This window comes from [Bacillus] caldolyticus, from assembly GCF_003595605.1.
GTDB lineage: Bacteria > Bacillota > Bacilli > Bacillales > Anoxybacillaceae > Geobacillus > Geobacillus thermoleovorans.
Map to the genome: position 1 here is coordinate 313,860 of NZ_CP025074.1, position 18,456 is coordinate 332,315.

Annotated in this window: 20 protein-coding genes and 1 pseudogene; 6 read left to right on the top strand and 15 right to left on the bottom strand. The window is 53.9% G+C overall.

Annotated features, from left to right (window positions below):
• Positions 1-22 precede the first annotated feature (22 nt).
• Genes CWI35_RS01635 through CWI35_RS01645 form a run of 3 tightly spaced genes read right to left on the bottom strand, consistent with a single transcriptional unit; the run spans position 23 to position 2,302 of the window.
• Positions 23-385, bottom strand: a complete 363-nt coding sequence (locus tag CWI35_RS01635; RefSeq protein ID WP_014195795.1) for a LysE/ArgO family amino acid transporter — start codon at positions 383-385, stop codon at positions 23-25.
• A complete protein-coding gene (locus CWI35_RS01640) occupies positions 382-1,830 on the bottom strand; it encodes a PH domain-containing protein (RefSeq protein ID WP_069304237.1) in 1,449 nt (482 codons plus the stop codon). Before CWI35_RS01640 ends, CWI35_RS01635 begins: the two co-directional genes overlap by 4 nt.
• Complete coding sequence (locus CWI35_RS01645; RefSeq protein WP_069304236.1) at positions 1,820-2,302, bottom strand: PH domain-containing protein; 483 nt, start codon at positions 2,300-2,302, stop codon at positions 1,820-1,822. The genes CWI35_RS01640 and CWI35_RS01645 overlap by 11 nt, the downstream gene beginning before the upstream one ends.
• Before the next feature lie 205 nt (positions 2,303-2,507).
• On the opposite strand from CWI35_RS01645, the gene CWI35_RS01650 reads away from it, so the two are divergent.
• Positions 2,508-3,872, top strand: a complete 1,365-nt coding sequence (locus tag CWI35_RS01650; RefSeq protein ID WP_042381153.1) for an amino acid permease — start codon at positions 2,508-2,510, stop codon at positions 3,870-3,872.
• 51 nt (positions 3,873-3,923) lie between these two features.
• Here the strand turns inward: CWI35_RS01650 and CWI35_RS01655 are convergent, their stop codons facing one another.
• From CWI35_RS01655 to CWI35_RS01675, 5 genes are all read right to left on the bottom strand, one after another.
• The gene (locus tag CWI35_RS01655; protein ID WP_014195791.1) at positions 3,924-4,100 is read right to left on the bottom strand and encodes a hypothetical protein; all 177 of its coding nucleotides are present in this window, start codon (positions 4,098-4,100) and stop codon (positions 3,924-3,926) included.
• A 240-nt stretch (positions 4,101-4,340) separates the two neighbouring features.
• The gene (locus CWI35_RS01660) at positions 4,341-4,907 is read right to left on the bottom strand and encodes a YdhK family protein (RefSeq protein WP_011231187.1); all 567 of its coding nucleotides are present in this window, start codon (positions 4,905-4,907) and stop codon (positions 4,341-4,343) included.
• Positions 4,908-5,033: 126 nt separating this feature from the next.
• Positions 5,034-5,591 (bottom strand): TVP38/TMEM64 family protein, encoded by a 558-nt coding sequence (locus CWI35_RS01665; RefSeq protein WP_015374808.1) that lies wholly within the window; start codon positions 5,589-5,591, stop codon positions 5,034-5,036.
• Between the two features lie 31 nt (positions 5,592-5,622).
• The gene (locus CWI35_RS01670) at positions 5,623-6,303 is read right to left on the bottom strand and encodes a response regulator transcription factor (protein WP_095860215.1); all 681 of its coding nucleotides are present in this window, start codon (positions 6,301-6,303) and stop codon (positions 5,623-5,625) included.
• A gap of 2 nt (positions 6,304-6,305) precedes the next feature.
• On the bottom strand, positions 6,306-7,679 hold the full coding sequence (locus CWI35_RS01675; protein WP_063211951.1) for a sensor histidine kinase: 1,374 nt from the start codon (positions 7,677-7,679) through the stop codon (positions 6,306-6,308).
• A 216-nt stretch (positions 7,680-7,895) separates the two neighbouring features.
• On the opposite strand from CWI35_RS01675, the gene CWI35_RS01680 reads away from it, so the two are divergent.
• The 3 genes from CWI35_RS01680 to CWI35_RS01690 all read left to right on the top strand — a co-directional run bounded on the left by CWI35_RS01680 (position 7,896) and on the right by CWI35_RS01690 (position 11,135).
• Positions 7,896-9,989, top strand: a complete 2,094-nt coding sequence (locus tag CWI35_RS01680; RefSeq protein WP_119877427.1) for a DNA topoisomerase III — start codon at positions 7,896-7,898, stop codon at positions 9,987-9,989.
• A gap of 121 nt (positions 9,990-10,110) precedes the next feature.
• Positions 10,111-10,308, top strand: a complete 198-nt coding sequence (locus CWI35_RS01685; RefSeq protein WP_014195787.1) for a hypothetical protein — start codon at positions 10,111-10,113, stop codon at positions 10,306-10,308.
• Positions 10,308-11,135 (top strand): serine/threonine protein kinase, encoded by an 828-nt coding sequence (locus tag CWI35_RS01690; protein WP_014195786.1) that lies wholly within the window; start codon positions 10,308-10,310, stop codon positions 11,133-11,135. Before CWI35_RS01685 ends, CWI35_RS01690 begins: the two co-directional genes overlap by 1 nt.
• A gap of 149 nt (positions 11,136-11,284) precedes the next feature.
• On the opposite strand, the gene CWI35_RS01695 is transcribed toward CWI35_RS01690, so the two are convergent.
• From CWI35_RS01695 to CWI35_RS01715, 5 genes are all read right to left on the bottom strand, one after another.
• Complete coding sequence (locus CWI35_RS01695) at positions 11,285-12,064, bottom strand: enoyl-CoA hydratase/isomerase family protein (RefSeq protein ID WP_011231180.1); 780 nt, start codon at positions 12,062-12,064, stop codon at positions 11,285-11,287.
• Positions 12,065-12,103: 39 nt separating this feature from the next.
• Positions 12,104-12,874 (bottom strand): SDR family NAD(P)-dependent oxidoreductase, encoded by a 771-nt coding sequence (locus CWI35_RS01700; protein ID WP_014195784.1) that lies wholly within the window; start codon positions 12,872-12,874, stop codon positions 12,104-12,106.
• Positions 12,875-12,943: 69 nt separating this feature from the next.
• Positions 12,944-13,696: an SDR family NAD(P)-dependent oxidoreductase gene (locus CWI35_RS01705; protein ID WP_119877428.1), complete on the bottom strand. Its 753-nt coding sequence runs from the start codon at positions 13,694-13,696 to the stop codon at positions 12,944-12,946.
• A gap of 307 nt (positions 13,697-14,003) precedes the next feature.
• Positions 14,004-14,267 carry a hypothetical protein gene (locus tag CWI35_RS01710; protein ID WP_011231177.1) on the bottom strand — a complete coding sequence of 88 codons (264 nt, stop codon included), beginning with the start codon at positions 14,265-14,267 and terminating at the stop codon, positions 14,004-14,006.
• A 30-nt stretch (positions 14,268-14,297) separates the two neighbouring features.
• Positions 14,298-14,564, bottom strand: a complete 267-nt coding sequence (locus tag CWI35_RS01715) for a hypothetical protein (RefSeq protein WP_011231176.1) — start codon at positions 14,562-14,564, stop codon at positions 14,298-14,300.
• 153 nt (positions 14,565-14,717) lie between these two features.
• Here CWI35_RS01715 and CWI35_RS01720 point away from each other — a divergent pair, with 153 nt between their 5' ends.
• A complete protein-coding gene (locus CWI35_RS01720) occupies positions 14,718-14,924 on the top strand; it encodes a hypothetical protein (protein ID WP_011231175.1) in 207 nt (68 codons plus the stop codon).
• Positions 14,925-15,063: 139 nt separating this feature from the next.
• Positions 15,064-16,328 (top strand): annotated as a pseudogene (locus tag CWI35_RS01725) (trehalase family glycosidase).
• 35 nt (positions 16,329-16,363) lie between these two features.
• Here the strand turns inward: CWI35_RS01725 and CWI35_RS01730 are convergent.
• Both CWI35_RS01730 and CWI35_RS01735 read right to left on the bottom strand, forming a co-directional pair.
• On the bottom strand, positions 16,364-17,146 hold the full coding sequence (locus CWI35_RS01730; RefSeq protein WP_011231172.1) for an ABC transporter ATP-binding protein: 783 nt from the start codon (positions 17,144-17,146) through the stop codon (positions 16,364-16,366).
• Positions 17,143-18,222 carry a nitric oxide synthase oxygenase gene (locus CWI35_RS01735; RefSeq protein WP_276121548.1) on the bottom strand — a complete coding sequence of 360 codons (1,080 nt, stop codon included), beginning with the start codon at positions 18,220-18,222 and terminating at the stop codon, positions 17,143-17,145. Before CWI35_RS01735 ends, CWI35_RS01730 begins: the two co-directional genes overlap by 4 nt.
• Positions 18,223-18,456 lie beyond the last annotated feature (234 nt).

Below are 18,456 nucleotides of genomic sequence, written 5' to 3' on the forward strand. Positions count from 1 at the left end.
TCATTTGTTCGTTGGGAACAACTCAGGTCGCTTTCAAGGCGGCAAAAGCGATTTGTTTGCGGGGCGGAAACCGTTCCGCCGCTTCGCTTTCGCCTGTTGCAGGCTCGCTCTTCCATGTACTCCAGCCCATATACAGCCAAAAAAGAATGCCAGCCCCCATCACGGCTGTTCTCAGCCAAGCGGAACCAAGCCAAACGAGCGAGACGCCCAAAATGGCGAGGAAAATCAACAACGTATCACACAACGACGCCGTCAGCACCGCCGGCAAGGCATGCCGCCAACGCCGCTGGACTGCTCCTTGGGTCAAAATGAACACGTTTTGCATCCCCAATGGCAAAATGAGTCCAAACGCAAGGATAAGCCCGTGAAGAAAGGCCTTCATCATGTTTGGTCCCCCTTTTCCCCTTGCAGCCAGCGATAGATCGAAGCGGCATCTTCTTCATCCACATCCACGACACGGGAGCGGGTGCCGACCGGCATGACGGAAGCCGAGATCGTCACCAACTGTTTTTTTCTTTGCCACCATGTCGTTGCGATTTCCAACGATTGGACGTGACGCTTTAACAAATGCGCGGTCGTTCGCCGAAACCAGCCGTTGCGGAGCGACAGCTGCTTCGAGGAAAGCGCCCAGCCGGCCGCTTGATAGCGCCGCGCCCCGATCCACAGAGCAAGCGGCAACACAAACAAAAGCCCTGCTCCCCATGGACGCTCCATATACGCGGCAACTCCAACCGGAATCGTCAACCAATAAAGCGGGCGAAGCATATATCGACTTTTTGCACGCTGAGGAAGCGGACAAAATGGCACATCGAGGCGATACTCGGGCAAACAAGCCTGAACAATGGGGACGATGCGATGCTTTTTGACCAGCGGGCAAAGAACGACTTCCCCTGACGGTCCGCCATCGAGCGCTCCGCCGGCATGAATAATGGATACAGAGGCGTATCCGAAAAAACGGCGCAGCCAATTCTCATGAATAACGACGCCTTGGACGCGGTCAACAGGGACGGACACCGCTTTTCGTTCCAACCATCCGCGAGCAATCACAATCGTGTCTTCTTGTTTCCGCACGACAAACGAAGCGTACCGGATCATATTTTGCACGATGGCCACTCCATAGGCGGCCAAGAGAATCGACAAGATCAATAGAGCAATATACCATCGTCCATGTCCGTTCCATGTCGACTGAATATCACGGACAAGCGCCTCATACGGAATGAAGTCGCTAAATTGCGACAAAAACGCACATAAAGCGGCGACCACGCCAAGCGCCCCACCGCTTGTCAACGAAGCGGCCCATACTTCTTTCATCGATAAGGTAAACAGAGCAGGATGTGGGCGGTTCGCGAGTGGCTCCGGATGGGAAGCGTTTTCCGCCTTGTGTTTCGCCTGTTCCACGCATCGTTGCAGGCGGCGGGCTTCTTCCCTTGATATGGCCCGAAGCGTCACTTCTGCTTCACCGAGGGCATCGCCCGCCGTCTCAATATGCACTTGGACGACCCCCGCCATCCGCTGCCAGATTCCCTCTGTCACCGAAATCCCATGAATGCGCTCCAACGGAATGGAACGTTTTTTGCGAACAAACACCCCTTCTTCAACGACCAAGCAAGTGTCATCCCACTCATATGTAAAACGAAGCCAAGAAAGAACGCCCATGACCAGCGTGTAAATGAGGGCGGCCAACGGCACAAGAATATCGGTCCATGAAAACCCATGGCGACTGCCGGCTGCCATGATGACTAGAAGAGGAACGACCATATTTTTTAATTCTTTTCCTAGCCCGGCCATAATGGCAATCGGATGGAGGCGGCGTCTTGCTTTACGCGTCATTGTCATCCGCCACCTTCGCCCACTCCGTAATCAAGCAGCAAAGCCGTTCTGCTTCTTCCATCGGAAGAGCGGGAATTTCATGAGCGGCCGCCGCCGTGAACACCGCGATGGAAGCCAATCCATACCGCTTAAGGAGCGGGCCTTGCCGCACATCGACATACTGAACGCGGGTCATCGGAATGAGCGTTCGCTTCGTGGACCAGACCCCGCGCTGAATGTCGATTTCTTCTTCGCGAATAGCGTAACGCCAACGGCGCTGGCGAAGCACAGGCACCCATCCCACCCATAGAACCACTTCAATCAACCAGATGCCGGCTAACATCCCCAAACACCATTTCGGGACATGAAAGCGCGCCAGCACCCACGCCATTCCGCCAATGACGGCGCCAGAAACCAATGTCCCCAACGCTCCGGTCCAACGCCACACGGTGATGGCTTTTTCCGAAATCGGTTTACCGCTGTTGCGAAGCATCCTACCAATCTCCTTTTGGCGAGTTCAAAATCTGTTTCCAGTATAACAAAACATTTCCACATTAACGACATGTTTTTTGCGAAACATTGACAGAAAAACAAAACGATTATATTCTAAAACTATCTTTTTTGCTTAATTGCATAAAAGCATAAAAGCAAAAAAGCACATCATGAAATGAACTTCGTGTGAGAAAGGTTGTTGCTGTATGGAACATTCCCGCCCCTCATTGCAAAAAGGGCTGCTGCCCCGCCACGTTCAGCTGATCGCGTTAGGAGGGATGATCGGCACCGGCATTTTTAAAGGAAGCGCCGAGGCCATTCATATCGCCGGACCAAGCGTCGTGCTCACGTACTTGATCGGCGGCGTGCTGTTGTTTTGGATTATGGCTGCACTGGCCGAGATGGCGATCGCGTATCCGGGTTCGAACGTTCAACATTTGATCCGCCGGGCGTTTGGCTTTCGCCTGTCATGGATCGTCGGCTGGCTGTATTGGATCAATTGGACGTTGGTCACTGTTGTCGAACTGCTGGCTGCCGGCAGCTTTCTGAACTATTGGGTTCCGTCTGCGCCGTTATGGCTGCTTGCCCTCCTGTGCGCGTGTCTGATCATGGGGTTGAATCTTTTCCCTGTGAAGTATTACGGGGAAGCGGAATTTTGGCTGGCTGGCCTGAAAGTGGCGGCGCTAGTGGTGTTTATCGTGCTCGGGGCGTGCGTATGGGCTGGCGTGATCCCAAGCGGCATAAGCGGCTCGTTTCCGTCTGCCGGCGACGGCGGATGGTTTCCGCACGGGTTTGCCGGAACGCTCAGCGCCTTGCTTATCGTGATGTTTTCCTATGGCGGAGCGGAGCTGATCGGGGTGGCGGTGACGGAGATGAAAGACGCCGAGCAGGTGCTGCCGCGCGTCATTCGCACCACAATCTGGCGGGTTGTCGGCTTTTATCTTTTGCCAATGGCCATCATTTGCGGCATTATGCCATGGAACACCGTTTCGGAAACGAACAGCCCCTTTGTCCAAGTGTTGGAAGCGATCGGGTTGCCCGGCGCGGCCCATGTCATGAACGCGGTGTTGCTCATTGCCGTCTTATCGGCGGCCAATACAGGCGTCTATGCGACTTCTCGGTTGCTGTACACCATGGCTGAACAAGGAGAAGCAAGCCGCCGCTTGCAGCGGACGACGAAACACGGGGTTCCGCTGTACGGGATGGGCATGGTCGCCATCTGCATCGCCGCTGGCGTGATCGGCGCCTACTTGGCGCCCGGGCGGATCATCGGGGAATTGATGACGATTCCTGGGTTTACCGTGCTCATCGTTTGGATGATGATCGGCGCCGCTCAGCTGAAGCTGCGGCCGCACTACAAAACGAAGCCGTTTTTCCGAACGAAAGGGTTTCCGTACACAACGATGGCGGCGGTCGGGGCGCTCGGGGCGATTTGGCTTGGCTTTTTGCTTCAAAGAGAGCATCGAATCGGTTCGCTTCTCTGCGTGGCCGTCTTGGTTCTCTTATTCATCTATTCCACTGTCAAAGAAAAGCAGCATCAAGCAACAAAAGCGCCCGGGCGAACGGCGTAACCAAACCGCCTCTTTTCGCTCGGGCGACAGCTAGAGACGGGCGTCCTTTCATCATAGACGGCGCCCGTCTTCCTTTTTTCGTGTCCAACCGTTCCCACGATATTCGTCCCATGCCCGCCAGGCCATGGTCGCCATGCCGAGCGCGAGAATCAGCGCCTGTCCGTCCATCCGGTGTTCCGTCCATAAGTGATGCCCTGCCGCTCCGATGCCGTAAAGCACCCAAACCACTGAAAACCACATAACTCCCAACCAAAATCTCCGCATCGTTTCTCCCTTTCTTTCTCCCGTTTTCCCGATCGCTCCGTAAGACTCAGGCGAAGCCGCCTATATTGTCTATTTTTTGAAAAAATAGGGGATTTTCGTATAATTATACCACAATTTTCACAAATGAGCCGAAAAAAACAAGCCATTCCCCTATGCTCCAAGGGAAATGGCTGCGCGTTTTGCGGAAACACCGATGATGATTCGTTAGTTGGCCGGCGACAGCTCGTCTTCGGTCACCCATTTGTGGTTGGTCACTTTTTGACCAGTTTCCGTATCGATGTAATCGACCATATACACCGTCGTTTGTTTCGCCGAATCAATGACTGCTTTGGCCCCTTTCATCCCTTCCATGTGATCGGCATTCAAGACGACTTCATCGCCCGGCTGGAACGGTTTGTCTCCGGCGTTTTCGATTTCTTCGTGAATGACCCATTTATGGTTTTTCACTGGGTCCCCGCCTGTAGTTGGGGTGTATGTGACCGTATAGACGATCGTGTCAAAGGCACCGGTGACAGTCGCCTTGGCTCCATCCATTCCCGGCATATGGTCGGCATGGATGATGACTTGGCTTCCAACCGGATACTTTGGTTGTTTCGCCTCCTTCAATCCGGCCGGCACCTCTTTGGAGCCCGAGTGATTCATTCCTTCATGCCCGGTGTGAGAAGCTGTATGTTCCTTTGGCGCTTTGTTGTCGTTGGCACCGGTGCAGGCCGATAACAAGAGCGCTGCCATAACTGAAGTTGTTCCTAATAACATTTTCCAGTTTTTCATCGTTTTCACCCTCCTTGCCTTGTTAGCATACCGGACATTTGTGCAGATTTTGTGGAGATGGCCTTGGATTTGCCGCTAAAGGCCGTATGGCGCCTAGGCTGACTGTCCTTTTGGGCGGGGGCTGTTTCACCCCGCTGCTTTTTGCCCTATCTTTCGCCAGACGAACCACAAAAGAACGATCGATGCAACAGCGAGCATCAGTTTGCCCGCCCAGGCGGCCTCGAGGAATTGATGGACGGCATACGCTTCCATCCATAAAGCCGGGAGCTTGCCGAGCGAGCTAGCCGTTGCAAACACAGAAAGAGACGTGCGGCCGATGGCAGCAACGAACGTCACCGCCCCGGATGGCACAAACGGCAACAGTCGAAGCGCGAAAATAAGCCCAAACGCCTCCTTGCCACTTGCATGAAGCAACGGCTTCACCTTGGGATGGGAAAGCCATGTCGTCTCGCTCCATCGGCGAAGTCCTTTTCGATACAAGACAAACGAGACGACCGCTCCGATCGCCTCGCCGGCAAACGACACCCAAAAGCCGGGCCAAAATCCGAAAACGGTCAAATTGGCGGCAGTTAAAAAGGCGCTTGGGACGACTCCGAGCACGCTGATCACCACATTGCAGGCTAGACTCAAGAAGTACGCCGCTCCGCCGTATGCTTGAAGGAACTCAATCATCCGTTCTTCCATTTGACCCAAACGCCTCTCTTTCCGAAAATGGTTATGACTTGCGCCCTTCCCATTTGTAGCCGACGCCCCAGACCGTCTGCAAATAGTCGTCCACTGGGAACCCCGCTTTCCGCAATTTTTCGCGGATGTTTTTCATGTGGGAGTCAACGGTCCTCTCTTCCGTATCAGCGAGATAGCCCCATAGCGATGCGATGATTTGCCCGCGGCTGAACACCTGATTCGGGTGCTTTAACAGCAGCCCCAAAATGGCAAATTCTTTCGGCGTCAACGCAATCGGCTTATCTTCGTAGCGGACCGTATGTTCCTCTTCGTCCCATACAAGCCCGGCCGCGCGAATGGCGGAACGACCGCCAGCTGTACGGCGCAGCACCGCTTCAATGCGAGCAAGCAGTTCCGCCTCGTCAAACGGTTTCGTCACATAATCGTCCGCTCCGATTTTCAATCCTTGGACAATATCCGCCGTCTCATCGCGAGCGGTGACCATCATGATCGGCACATTCGAAAACGATCGAATGCGGCGGCACGTTTCCCATCCGTCTAGTTCTGGCATCATGACATCAAGCAGCACCAAATCGGCGTGATGGCGCCGCAAATAGTCAATGGCTTCCGCCCCTGAACGCCGTTTCACGCAACGGTAGCCGTTCGGCGCTAAATACAATTCCAATAAATCGAGCATCCGCTCTTCATCATCAACCAACAGCAAGGTATACATCGTTATCCCTCCGGCAGCGTAATGAGGATGGTCGTTCCTTTTCCTTGTTCGCTTCGAGCAGCGATCGTTCCCCCGTGCGCCTCGACGATTTCTTTGGCAATCGCCAAACCGAGTCCGGTCCCGCCGCTTGTCCGCGACCGCGATTTGTCAACCCGATAAAACCGCTCGAAAATCCGGGGCACATCTTCCGGCGGAATGCCGGTTCCTTCATCGGATACGGCAATGACGATTCCTTGCTTTTGAAGGTGAACGGCGACGGCCACCGTCGTGCCAGAAAACGCGTACTTTCGTGCATTGTCAAGCACATTGATCATCACTTGCTCGAACCGCTGCCGATCAATCGCAGCCATGACCGAACCGGGGCACTGGCACACAAGCGACAACGATTTTTCCTGAAACGCGGGGCGCAGTTTTTCACACAATTTTGTCAAAAACGAACAAAGATTTGTCGGTTGCTTTTCAATCTGGAACGAGTGTTGCTCCAGTTTGGCTAATTCAAACAAATCTTTGACCATCTTTTCGATCTTTTCCGCTTCTTCGTAAATGATCGCCATATAGTTCGCCCGTTGTTCCTCAGACAGATGCGGACGCCTAGCAATGTCGGCGTATCCTTTCACATACGTCAGCGGCGTGCGCAATTCGTGAGAGATGCTCGCTAAAAATTCGCTCCGCTCTTGTTTCAAATACGCCAAATCGTTGGCCAGCGTTTGAATCGCTCTCCCGAGTTGCGCCAGCTCGTCGTTGCCTTTCATCTCGAGGCGGACGGAAAAATCCCCCCGGCTGAGCGCTTCGGTCGCTCGCTTCATGCGAAGGAGCGGCATCGTAATGGCGCGGGAGAAAAAGGCGATGGTCAACACGGTGATCGCCACCGACAGCACGCCAACGACAATAAAATGATGCTTCAGTTTATACACCATCGTCCGGATCGAGCGGGTGTCTTGAAACATATACACATATCCCCTTGTTTCCCCCCCGATTTGAATCGGGCTGACGGCAGCGATATGCGACGCCCGCTTCCAGTCGGTTTCGACCATCATTCCCCGGCGGGGAATATGACGGCCGTTCGTTAAAGGAATGATGCGCTTGGCAAACGGAACAATGCCGCTAGATGCCGATACAATTCGGCGCCGGGCGTCCGTGATGGCGACATCGGTTTCCGCCTCTGATTCCATCATCACGACATGCGCCAACGTCGTTCGATCGTAATTTTTTTCCAATACATTGCGGTGGCTGTTTCCGCGCGCCAAAAGCTGCGCGAATTCTTCCTCGATGCGCGCATGGACGAGCGTAGCGTAGAGGGAAACGAACAGCACCATTTCAATGGCCAAGACAAAGGCAAAAAACAGCATGCCGAGTTTCCATGACAGTTTTCGCACGGATTCCTCTCCTCATCCATCAAGCCCGAGTGTCATTTCAATTTTACTATTTTATTTGGCAAATGTGCAGAAAGTGTGGAGATGCAGCTTTGCGCCACGCCAAGGCGTCTTGTCCCGCCAAGGAGACAAACCTTGACGGATGCGTCTTTTTCCTTCTTCCTTTATACTTAAGAAGCAGACTGTGCTCATGTAGAGACGACAGAAAGGGGTTTATCGATGAAATCGCTCGTGTTAGCGGAAAAGCCGAGCGTCGCCCGCGACATCGCCCGCGTGCTCGGCTGCAAGCAAGCGCATAAACATTATTTTGAAGGAAAGCAGCACATTGTCACCTGGGCGCTCGGCCATTTAGTGGAGCTGAAGATGCCGGAAGACTACGACCGAAAATACGAAACATGGCGGCTGGAGGACTTGCCGATCATCCCAAAGAAAATGGGCTTGAAAGTCATTCGGCAAACAAGCCACCAGTTTCGCGCCATTGAACGGTTGGCGAAACGACCGGATGTGAAAGATGTCATCATCGCGACCGACGCGGGCCGCGAGGGGGAACTGGTGGCGCGCTGGATTTTAGAGATGATCGGTTGGACGAAGCCGATTTGGCGGCTATGGATTTCGTCGCAAACCGACCGCGCCATCCGCGACGGCTTCCGCCAACTCAAGCCCGGGGTGCAGTTTGAACGCCTGTATCAATCGGCCGTCTGCCGCGCGGAAGCCGACTGGCTGATTGGGTTAAACGTCTCACGCGCCTTGACGACCAAATACAACGATCCGCTCTCAGCCGGGCGGGTGCAGACGCCGACGCTTGCGATGATCATCGAGCGCGAACGCGAGATCCAATCGTTCGTTCCCGTGCCATATTGGACAATTCGGGCCAAGATCGGGTCCATCACAGCCGTATGGGAGCGGCATGGCGGACATCGTCTGTTTGACCAAGACGAAGCGAAGCAGCTGATCGCCCGCCTTGACGGTCAGCCGGCGCGCGTCGTGTCAGTCAAGCGGAAACGAAAAAGCGAGCCCGCCCCGCTGCCGTATGATTTAACCGAGCTGCAGCGGGATGCGAACAAGCGGTTTGGCTTTTCGGCGAAAAAGACGCTCTCGGTGTTGCAGCGGCTGTATGAACAACACAAACTCGTCACGTACCCGCGCACCGATTCGCGTTATTTGCCAAGCGATATGGAAGCGACGATGACCGAGCGGTTGTTGGCGATGAAATCCGGTTATGAGGACGTCATCGCTCCGCTCCTTGCCAAAGGCAAAGCCAAAGCAGCCAAGCGGGTATTTAACGATGACAAAGTGACCGATCATCACGCCATCGTTCCAACGGATGAGCGGCTCAACCTTAGCAGGCTGTCGACTGATGAGCGCAAGCTGTATGATCTCATCGCCCGTCGCTTTTTGGCGCTGTTTTTCCCGCCGTATGAATCCGAAACGACGACAGCTGTCTTTGACATCGGCGGCGAAATGTTTGTCGCCAAGGAGACGGCGGTTGTGAACTTCGGATTTAAAGCGGTTCTCGGCAAAGAAGAAACGGATGCCAAACCGACGTTGTCACACCTCGCAGAAGGTCAGACGCTCCCATCGGTGCAGCTTGAGAGGGAACAATCGTTCACCGAACCGCCCGCCCGTTATTCGGAAGCTGATTTGCTCGCGCAAATGGAGAAATACGGGCTCGGCACGCCGGCGACAAGAGCGGACATCATCGAACGGCTGGTTGAAACCGAAGTAGTCGAGCGAAAAGACGGACGGTTTTATCCGACGAAAAAAGGGAAACAGCTGATTGAGCTCGTCAATGAAGAGCTGAAATCGCCGGAATTGACCGCCCGCTGGGAGCGGGAGCTGGAGGCGATCGCCCGCGGGAAAGGAAATCCACAACAATTTTTGGCCAACATCCGCCGGCAAACCGAAACGCTTGTCGCCGAAATCAAGCAGAGCGAGCAGGTATACAAAGCGCCAAACCTCACAAATCTCACATGCCCAGAATGCGGCGCGCTTTTAAAAGAGCGGAAAACGAAAGACGGACGGATGCTTGTCTGCTCGAACTTAGCGTGCCGCTACCGCCGCCGGCGCGACCCGAAACTGTCGAACCGCCGCTGTCCGCAATGCCACCGGCGCATGGAAATGCATGAAGGAAAAGCAGGGATGTATTTCCAATGCCGCCCGTGCAATATTGTCGAAAAAGCGGACGAGACCAAACGCATCGCCGCAAAAGGCAGCGAACGGGCGCTTCTCAAAAAATACAGCCCGGCCAACGAATCGTTTGGCACGAGTTTAGGGGAGCTGCTCAAGCAGGCGTTGAACGAAAAAAAGGAATGAGGTTGCCACACCGCGCTAGGGGCTAATGCCCCTGGCGGTTTCTTTTTCATCTTTGAAGTCTGAAACTTCCTTCTCATTGCCTCGTATATATAGGTAAATCTATCGCAAAGGAGCGATCGCGATGTTGAAAAAATGGCTAAAAGCACTTTTCGACCATCCCCATCATCCGTCGCACTACCATAAACATTACAGCAGCAGCGACCACCATTATTACAACCCGACGTATCACTCGCACCATCACCCGTCCCAGTACGGACACCATCACTACAAAAAGAAACATCACAGCGGCAGTTTCTTCTCGAGCTTCTTCGGCAGCTGATGAAACGTTTGTTCGAACGCCATCCGCTCATCGCCCGCTGGTTTGACCGGCCGCATCGGAACGGAACTATACTTCATGGCCGCTATGAAGTCATCGAAGAGCTCGGGATGGGAAGCTACGGCATCGCCTACAAAGGGTGCGATCACCTGACAGGCCGTCTTGTCGTCATCAAACAAGCGCGGCGGACAAAAGGAGAAGACGGCCGCCGCTTGCTTCGGCGCGAAGCTGACGTGCTCGCCCGCCTGCGCCACCCGCAAATTCCGAGGCTGTATGATCGGTTTGTGGAGCGCGGACAGCCGCATCTCGTGATGGAGTATATCGACGGAGAAACGGTGGAAGACCGGATTTTCAAGCTGGAAGCCAAGTACACGGAACAAGAGGCGTTTCGATTGTTAAAGGAGGTGCTTGAGGTCGTCCGGCACGTCCATGCTTTCGGCATCGTCCATCGCGATTTGCGCATCCCGAACATCATTTGGCGCGATGGAACGGTGGCGATCATCGATTTCGGCTTGGCCTGCCGCATCGGCGAACCGGTGGATTTCCGCGATGACGACCCGCTGGAAAAGCGGCTGCGGCGCAAACCGCATCCACGAAGCGATTTCTATGCCCTTGGACACTTCACCTTGTTTTTATTGTATTCTGCCTATGAACCGATAAGTGACGAGGAAAAAAGCTGGGAAGAAGAACTTGACTTATCCTCGAACGCCCGCAGGATCTTGCGGAAAATGCTGCAGCTGGATGCGCCGTATGACCATGTTGACGAGTTGATCGACGACGTGGATCAGTTGCTCGCAGAACCCATCCGGAATCAAGCAGGGGCGCTTTGACGTTTGATCGCACCGTTCCCCGACCAGCCACCCCTTTTCCCCATTTGGAAAGGGGGCTGTTTCATTTGAGGCGAAGTGAAAACAAAATACGCCCTGTCTCCCGCTGATGGAGAAACAGGGTGCAACGCTCTTTCGGCACTGCCACTCGCTTATTTTCCTTGGAACACCGGGCTCCGTTTCTCTTTAAACGCCGTCACCCCTTCGCGATGGTCTTCGGTTTCCACCATCAACCCTTGAACGAGACGCTCTTCTTCGAGAATCTCCTCGAGTGTCGCGGTCAGCGCGTGTTCAATCAGCCGTTTTTGTTTTCCGATGGCTTTCGTGGGCCCACCCGCCAGCTTCGAGGCGAGCGATTCTGTCGCCTCGCGCAGTTTCTCAGCTGGGACGACCTCGCTTAGGACGCCCAATTCATACAGGCGACGGGCTGAAATCGGATCGGCGGTGAAGAAAAACTGTTTCGCCAAATGCGGACCGACAAGCCGCGGCAGCCAATACGACCCGCCGCCGTCCGAGACAAGGCCAACTTTCGCAAAGCTCAAAATGAATTGACTGTCTTCGGCCGCGAGGATCACATCGCAAGCCAGCGCCAAATTGAACCCAGCTCCGGCCGCCACGCCGTGCACGGCGGCCATGATCGGTTTCTCGCATGATTTCATCGCCAAAATGAGCCGGTTGAGTCGGCCGATATGCTCATACGCCTGCGGGGCGCTCGACTGACCCATCGTTTTCACATCCCCGCCGGCGCAAAACGCCCGCCCAGCGCCGGATAAGACGATGACGCGGACGGCATCATCCGCCGCGGCGCGTTCGATTTCATCCGTCAGTCCGGCAATCATCTCCGGGCTGAAGGCATTGAGCCGCTCCGGGCGATTCAGCGTCAACCATAATACAGAACCGGATTGTTCCACAAGCAAATGCGAGGTTTCCATATTCCTTTCCTCTCCTTTTCCATTTTGGACTTTTCAGTTTCATTTGATGAGCCATCCGCCATCGACCAACACATCAGAGCCGGTCATGTACGACGCTTCCGAAGAGGCAAGAAACGCAATGACGTTGGCGATCTCTTCCGGCGCTCCCACCCGGCCTAAGGCGGTGTTGCGCTCGATGGCTTTCACAAACCGCTCGTTTTGCAGTCCGCGCTCGGTAAGCGGCGTCTCGACAAAACCGGGCGAGACGGAATTGACGCGGATGCCATACGGCGCCAGCTCCAAAGCGAGCGATTTGGTCAAGTTGATGACCCCTGCTTTCGCCGCGCTGTAGTGCGGAATTTCCGCCCCGGCCTGATGGCCGGACAATGACGCTACGTTCACAATCGCCCGATTGGCGCGCTCGCGTTTTGCCCCTTCGATCATCAGCGGAGCGAGCGTTTGCGAGACAAGAAAGACGCTTTTCATATTGACGCGCTGCACATCATCCCACTCTTGTTCGGTGAGCTCGAGCCATTTCGTATGGGTCGAAATGCCGGCATTGTTGACGAGCACATGCAAGTCGCCGTACCGATTTTGGACGTATGCGGCCAAGGCGCGCACTTGTTCGCGGTCCGTGACATCGGCCGCAAACCGATCGGCCACCCCTGGCACCCCAAGACGCGTGATGTCTTGCACCGTTTCTTCCAGTTTGACGGCTGTGCGGCCGACAAGCACGACAGTCGCCCCTTCCTGAGCCAGGCGGACGGCCGTCGCCCGGCCAATGCCGCTTCCCCCTCCAGTAATCACAGCGACGGTATTGGCAAAACGCATCGTTTCCTCTCCCCTCTCGTTTGTGCGACCTTTGTTTTCATCCGTTGCCCCGTATCAGCCGTCCGACGTCTAAAACGTCAGCCCGCCGCCGTCGACCGACAATGTCGCGCCGGTGATAAACGACGCTTCATCGGACGCCAAAAACAACACCGCGTTCGCCACTTCCTCTGGCGTCCCGATGCGGCCGAGGGCGTTCGCTTTCGAAATGATCGGCCATTTGCGCTCATCTTGTTTCCACGGCGTGATGATGTTCGTATCAATGACCCCCGGTGCAATGGCATTGACGCGAATGTTAAACTTCCCATATTCCAATGCCGCATTTTTCGTCAGCAAAATCACCCCGGCCTTCGAGGCGTTGTAGGCCGATTCGTACTTTTTCCCTTTGATTCCAAGCAGGCTCGATGTGTTGACAATGGCCCCGCCACCGCATTGCTTCATCACGGGCACCGCGTATTTGATGCCAAGGAACACTCCTTTCAAATTAACGTTGATGACCCGGTCCCACTCTTCTTCAGACAAGTCGGTGCTCCGCACTTCCGAATGGCCGATGCCGGCATTGTTAAAGAGAATATGTAGGCCGCCAAAAGCATCAACCGCCGTTTGGACAAGGCGGCTCACTTGCTTGGAATCGGCGACATCCGTCTGGACAAAAATCGCCTCCCCTCCTTTTTCCTGAATCAGGCGGACCGTTTCTTCCCCTCCTTCCTCATTGATGTCGCTCACCGCCACTTTGGCGCCTTCTTCCGCAAAGCGAATCGCCGTCGCCCGGCCGATGCCGCTCGCGCCGCCGGTGACAATCGCCGCTTTTCCTTTTAGCCTCATGATCTTCCCACCTTTCGATCCGCTTCTGAATCCGTTTTCAACAGACGATATACCAACCGGTTAGTATGTTGTTTCTTTTATTATACATCACATTTAGAATATTTTAAACATTTTTATACCCCTAATCGGAAAAGCCTGCACTTCCAAACAAAGACGAAGCCAACGGCAATCGAGCCTGCTTCCCCTCCTAACGCGTCTCCTTCCTTCAATGAACACCATGCCGTTCAGGAAAAAAGAGGAGCCTCGGTTTTGGCTCCTCGTTCATTCATCGATGAGGTCAGCGGCGCTGCCGGCGGTTCGGCCTTCATCAGCTCCCCTGTCCTGAAATTTGGAAAAAGAACGATCGACACACGGAATCCAATGACTGCAACCGCTCGATCAGCCCCTGCAAATCGCACGTATGGAGCGTATCGCTCAGTTCGCGGCCTTCCTCCGTCACCAAGTACAAGTGAATTTCCATGCATCCGTCCCAGCGGACGTTGGCGTCAAGCCAGCCATCTTCGCTCTCAAGCTCCAGCCCCACCGTCTCCCCTTGGTCATTTTCGTGTTTTGTTTTGATGACCCATACCATCCTTCGTTCCGCCCTTTCCTGTTCGCCGCCTCACTCTTGTTGTTCCGCTCCGATTCCTGACACCGGGGAGCCAGTGGACGTATGTTCATTCACCCAACGGAGTGCCGCGTCCACCACTGCATCGGCGTCAGAAAGCTGGGTGCGGTGCTCAATGATCCAATTGAGCCCGTCTTGCGGATCAAGGTCATGTTGTAAACATTCCACCAAAAATGATTGGACACATGCCGCATCGCTCCGCTCCCACGCTCCGCACTGGCGGCGCCAAATCGCTTCGATCGCATCTTTCCCGAACTGCATTGAGTTCCTTCCCTCCTGTTGCCCATATTGTCATCCATAGTATGCCTACAACAGATGACAGGGCTCCACAAAAGAAATTGGCGGGAAAGGATTTGATTTCCATTTATACGGCCTCCATCAATGGCCATACTGAGAATATGGAGGTGTTGATTCATGAGAGAGCCTTGGGAAGAACGCGGCGCCACTTCCAGCCTGCCGCGCTATACCCCGGGAATTGGCGTTCCCGATGAAATGAGCCCGATTCGCGACATCGCCCGCGGTTTTGAAAACGGTCGGCCGCCGGTCATGGAAGTCACGCCAGCTGACAGCCGCCAAACGGCGGATGATATTGATTTTCCGCCGGTTGACCGCGCGTTTTGAAAAAGTGGCAACAAGGGCGTCCTTGTTCGGTGGCCCTTGTTGCTCGGCTTCCGTTTTCTTCCTCTGCCATCGCCGTGCACTCGATTGGCGGCATGACCGGGTCGTTTTGGCCATATACATAGCCATATAGACCATTCCCATGGAGGGACAGCCGTTGCCGATTGAGCTTCCGGACATCACGGTCATTTGCCCGGATCCAGCCGTAGAGCATGTGTTTTCTTCCATTCACCAACGGTGGGAACAATTGGTCAAAACAAGCTCGCCTTACTCCAAAGGAGAACTGTTTTCCCTTCCGTTTCCATACGTCGTTCCCGGCGGGGTGTACCAGCAGCTCTTTTACTGGGACAGCTATTTCATTATATTGGGACTGAACATTTCAAGGCTGCACGAACTCGCCCGCAACATCGTCAACAACTTCTTTTACGAGTTGAAAACGTTTGGAATCATTCCAAACAGTTCCGAACTGGCCCACTTAAGCCGTTCCCAGCCTCCGTTATTGACGTCGATGATCGAGGAGGTATGGCGCGGAGACAAAGAGTGGCTCCGCTCCGCTTACGAATGGGCCAAAATCGAATACAAAGAAGTCTGGATGGACGAAACCACTCACTATCATCCCCAGATCGGCCTCAATAAATATTACGATCGGCTTGAGTCGATGCTGCGGGTAAAGGGGGAGGCGTATCTCCATTTTGACGAAATGTATATCCCACCTGCGTTTTGGCATGAAAGGGTCGAGGCGGAGTCCGGTTGGGACTATACAGGCCGTTTTCACCGGCAATGCGGCTATTTCATTCCGGTGGATCTCAACGCTTTGCTTTATAGTACGAAACCGATTTAGCGGCGTTTGCCCGCCTTTTAGCTTTAAACGGCGAAGCGGAACAATGGGAGCAGGCGGCTAAGCGGCGAAAAGACTTGATGAATCAATATTTATGGAACGAGTCGTTTGGCATGTATTTTGATTTTCATTTCCTCAACGGGCGGCAGCACTGCTATTATTCGTTGGCTGCTTTTTATCCGTTATGGGCTCGGGCGGCCTCTAAACAGCAAGCAGCGAAAGTCGTCCGGCATTTACCTTTGTTCCTTCAACCCGGCGGATTGGCTGCCTCCAATGTCCAAACCGGATTTCAATGGGATTTTCCGAACGGCTGGGCCCCGCTTCACTGGATTGTCATCAAAGGGTTGCAAAACTACGGCTATGACCTTGAAGCGCAAGAGATCGCCCGGCGATGGATTCGGCTTTGCACCAAAGTGTATTTGGAAACTGGCAACATGTACGAAAAATATAATGTGGTCGACATGAGCATCCGCACCATCGGCCGCTACCCTTCGCAAAAAGGGTTCGGCTGGACCAATGCGGTCTATCAAAAAATAGCGGTTGACCTTCTTGGGTGCACGGTATGTTGAGGCAGTCGGCCTAGGAACGGCTGCCAACGGCCGCCCTACCGATGGACGGACACCCACGGCCGGCCGTCTTCCCAATGAACGCGGATCGGAAGGCGAAACGCTTCTGAAAGCCGCTCGTCGGTTAACACTTCCTCTTTTTGGCCAGCCGCAAGGATGCGCCCGTCTTGCAAAAGCAAGACATGGGTAATGGAGTCGACGATTTCTTCGATATAATGGGTGACGTATAAGAGATGGCACGGCTGAGTGACGATCTGTCCGATCAATGCTAAAATTTCTTCGCGGGCCAATAAATCAAGGCCGACCGTCGGCTCGTCCAAAATGAGCAGCTTCGGATTCGCCATCAACGCTCGGGCGATCAATGTTTTTCGCTTTTCTCCTTGCGACAACGTTGCGTACCGCTTTTCTTGGACAGCTTCGAGGCGGAAAGACTCGATTAACGATTGCGCTTTGGACCGATCGTCCTCAGTGACGGCATCGTACAGGCCAATCGTTGCAAACTTGCCGCTGATGACAATATCTTCGACTGTTTCGGCTTGCAAGGTATCATAAAACTGATCAAGCGAGCTGCTCACAAACCCGATATGCCGGCGCAATTCCCACAAGCTCGCCTGTCCAAACCGATAGCCCAATACTTCAACATCCCCGCGCGTCGGGTACTGATAGCCGGTGACGATATTGAGAAGCGATGTTTTCCCGGAGCCGTTTAGGCCAAGAATCGCCCATTGCTCGCCTTCTTTCACCTCCCAGTTGATATCACGCAAAATCATGCGCCCTCCTCTTGCCCATGACACATCGCGCATGCGGATGATGACGGTCATTGTTCCTCTCCCCTTTGTTGTTCGTATGGACGGTCCTGATAGAAAAAGTTGGGCAACATGGTCGTGTTGTCATACGTTCGGTGAAAAATGTGCGTTGTCGCCGGAGAAAGAGGCGGAATCAGCCATGTCCAATCGCCGGTGACATGGCGGCCGGCTGCTTTCTCTTGCTGTTCAAACAACTGAAATTGGCGCGCGGCGGTATGATGGTCAACGATGCTGACGCCCGCCTTTTTGTAGGAATACAAAACAGCGATATTCAATTCGACCAACGCCTTGTCTTTCCATAATGATGCGTTGGAGTTGGTGTCAAGCCCCATGCAAGAGGCCACTTTCGGAAGCATGTTGTAGCGATAATCATCGGCAAAATTGCGGGCTCCAATCTCCGTACCCATGTACCACCCGTTAAACGGTGCTGCCATATAGCGAATGCCGCCAATTTCTAGACACATATCTGAAATAATCGGGACCGCGTACCATTTTAACTGCAGATCGCGAAACCACGGAAACTCCGGATGTTCAATTGGCACCTCAAGCACCAATTCTTTAGGGATCGGTGTCCAAACAGGCTTCTGGCTGCCTACCTGGATCACCAAGGGCAACACGTCAAAAGGCGTTTTTTCCCCCTTCCACCCAAGCTGTTCACAGGCGCGGGTGAAAGTGAGGGAGGATGAGTCGCCGATGATCCCTTCTTCGGTTTCATAACCGGCATAACGAATCAGTTGATGATTCCAAATGCGCACTTCCCCATTTGGACGGAAGATCGTGATCGTCGGCCGGATTTTCCCGCCATTGGTCGCAAACTCAATATGATGGAATAGATAAGAAAAAACCTCGTCTACGGTAACCGCCTCTCTCGCATCAATGACATAGAGCGATTGCCAAAACAAGCGGCCGATGCAACGGTTGCTGTGGCGCCAAGCCATCTTAGCCCCGTAGCTGATCTCTTCGTACGTATGGCGGTATGTTCCGGTTTGTTCTACTTCCCAACGGATTTCGTTCAACCGCCGCTTCATTTCTTGCTCACTTTTTCCAAGCTCCCGATAGCTTGCCATGATAAACTGTTCTGCTTTTTTCATCAACTGCACATCATGCTGTCTGACCCTTGTTTGATTCATATCACTCTCGATGTTTACCATATATGCTTCTTTTTCCTCCACTTTCGATCGATTGGACTCTTCGCAGTCATTCCAATTCCAATCAAGAAACAAATTCCCCCGACCCACCACATTTGCTCGATAAACATCGAAATCGCCAAAAAAAGGAACGCAACACCAAGCAGTCGACGGATCGACACAATTCTCTCCCCTTTT

Bases quoted from the DNA above. Each gene is read 5' to 3' on its own strand.
- CWI35_RS01635 (WP_014195795.1), bottom strand. From the start codon at position 385: ATGATGAAGGCCTTTCTTCACGGGCTTATCCTTGCGTTTGGACTCATT.
- CWI35_RS01640 (WP_069304237.1), bottom strand. From the start codon at position 1,830: ATGACGCGTAAAGCAAGACGCCGCCTCCATCCGATTGCCATTATGGCC.
- CWI35_RS01645 (WP_069304236.1), bottom strand. From the start codon at position 2,302: ATGCTTCGCAACAGCGGTAAACCGATTTCGGAAAAAGCCATCACCGTG.
- CWI35_RS01650 (WP_042381153.1), top strand. From the start codon at position 2,508: ATGGAACATTCCCGCCCCTCATTGCAAAAAGGGCTGCTGCCCCGCCAC.
- CWI35_RS01660 (WP_011231187.1), bottom strand. From the start codon at position 4,907: ATGAAAAACTGGAAAATGTTATTAGGAACAACTTCAGTTATGGCAGCG.
- CWI35_RS01665 (WP_015374808.1), bottom strand. From the start codon at position 5,591: ATGGAAGAACGGATGATTGAGTTCCTTCAAGCATACGGCGGAGCGGCG.
- CWI35_RS01670 (WP_095860215.1), bottom strand. From the start codon at position 6,303: ATGTATACCTTGCTGTTGGTTGATGATGAAGAGCGGATGCTCGATTTA.
- CWI35_RS01680 (WP_119877427.1), top strand. From the start codon at position 7,896: ATGAAATCGCTCGTGTTAGCGGAAAAGCCGAGCGTCGCCCGCGACATC.
- CWI35_RS01685 (WP_014195787.1), top strand. From the start codon at position 10,111: ATGTTGAAAAAATGGCTAAAAGCACTTTTCGACCATCCCCATCATCCG.
- CWI35_RS01690 (WP_014195786.1), top strand. From the start codon at position 10,308: ATGAAACGTTTGTTCGAACGCCATCCGCTCATCGCCCGCTGGTTTGAC.
- CWI35_RS01695 (WP_011231180.1), bottom strand. From the start codon at position 12,064: ATGGAAACCTCGCATTTGCTTGTGGAACAATCCGGTTCTGTATTATGG.
- CWI35_RS01700 (WP_014195784.1), bottom strand. From the start codon at position 12,874: ATGCGTTTTGCCAATACCGTCGCTGTGATTACTGGAGGGGGAAGCGGC.
- CWI35_RS01705 (WP_119877428.1), bottom strand. From the start codon at position 13,696: ATGAGGCTAAAAGGAAAAGCGGCGATTGTCACCGGCGGCGCGAGCGGC.
- CWI35_RS01710 (WP_011231177.1), bottom strand. From the start codon at position 14,267: ATGGTATGGGTCATCAAAACAAAACACGAAAATGACCAAGGGGAGACG.
- CWI35_RS01715 (WP_011231176.1), bottom strand. From the start codon at position 14,564: ATGCAGTTCGGGAAAGATGCGATCGAAGCGATTTGGCGCCGCCAGTGC.
- CWI35_RS01720 (WP_011231175.1), top strand. From the start codon at position 14,718: ATGAGAGAGCCTTGGGAAGAACGCGGCGCCACTTCCAGCCTGCCGCGC.
- CWI35_RS01730 (WP_011231172.1), bottom strand. From the start codon at position 17,146: ATGACCGTCATCATCCGCATGCGCGATGTGTCATGGGCAAGAGGAGGG.
- CWI35_RS01735 (WP_276121548.1), bottom strand. From the start codon at position 18,222: ATGAAAAAAGCAGAACAGTTTATCATGGCAAGCTATCGGGAGCTTGGA.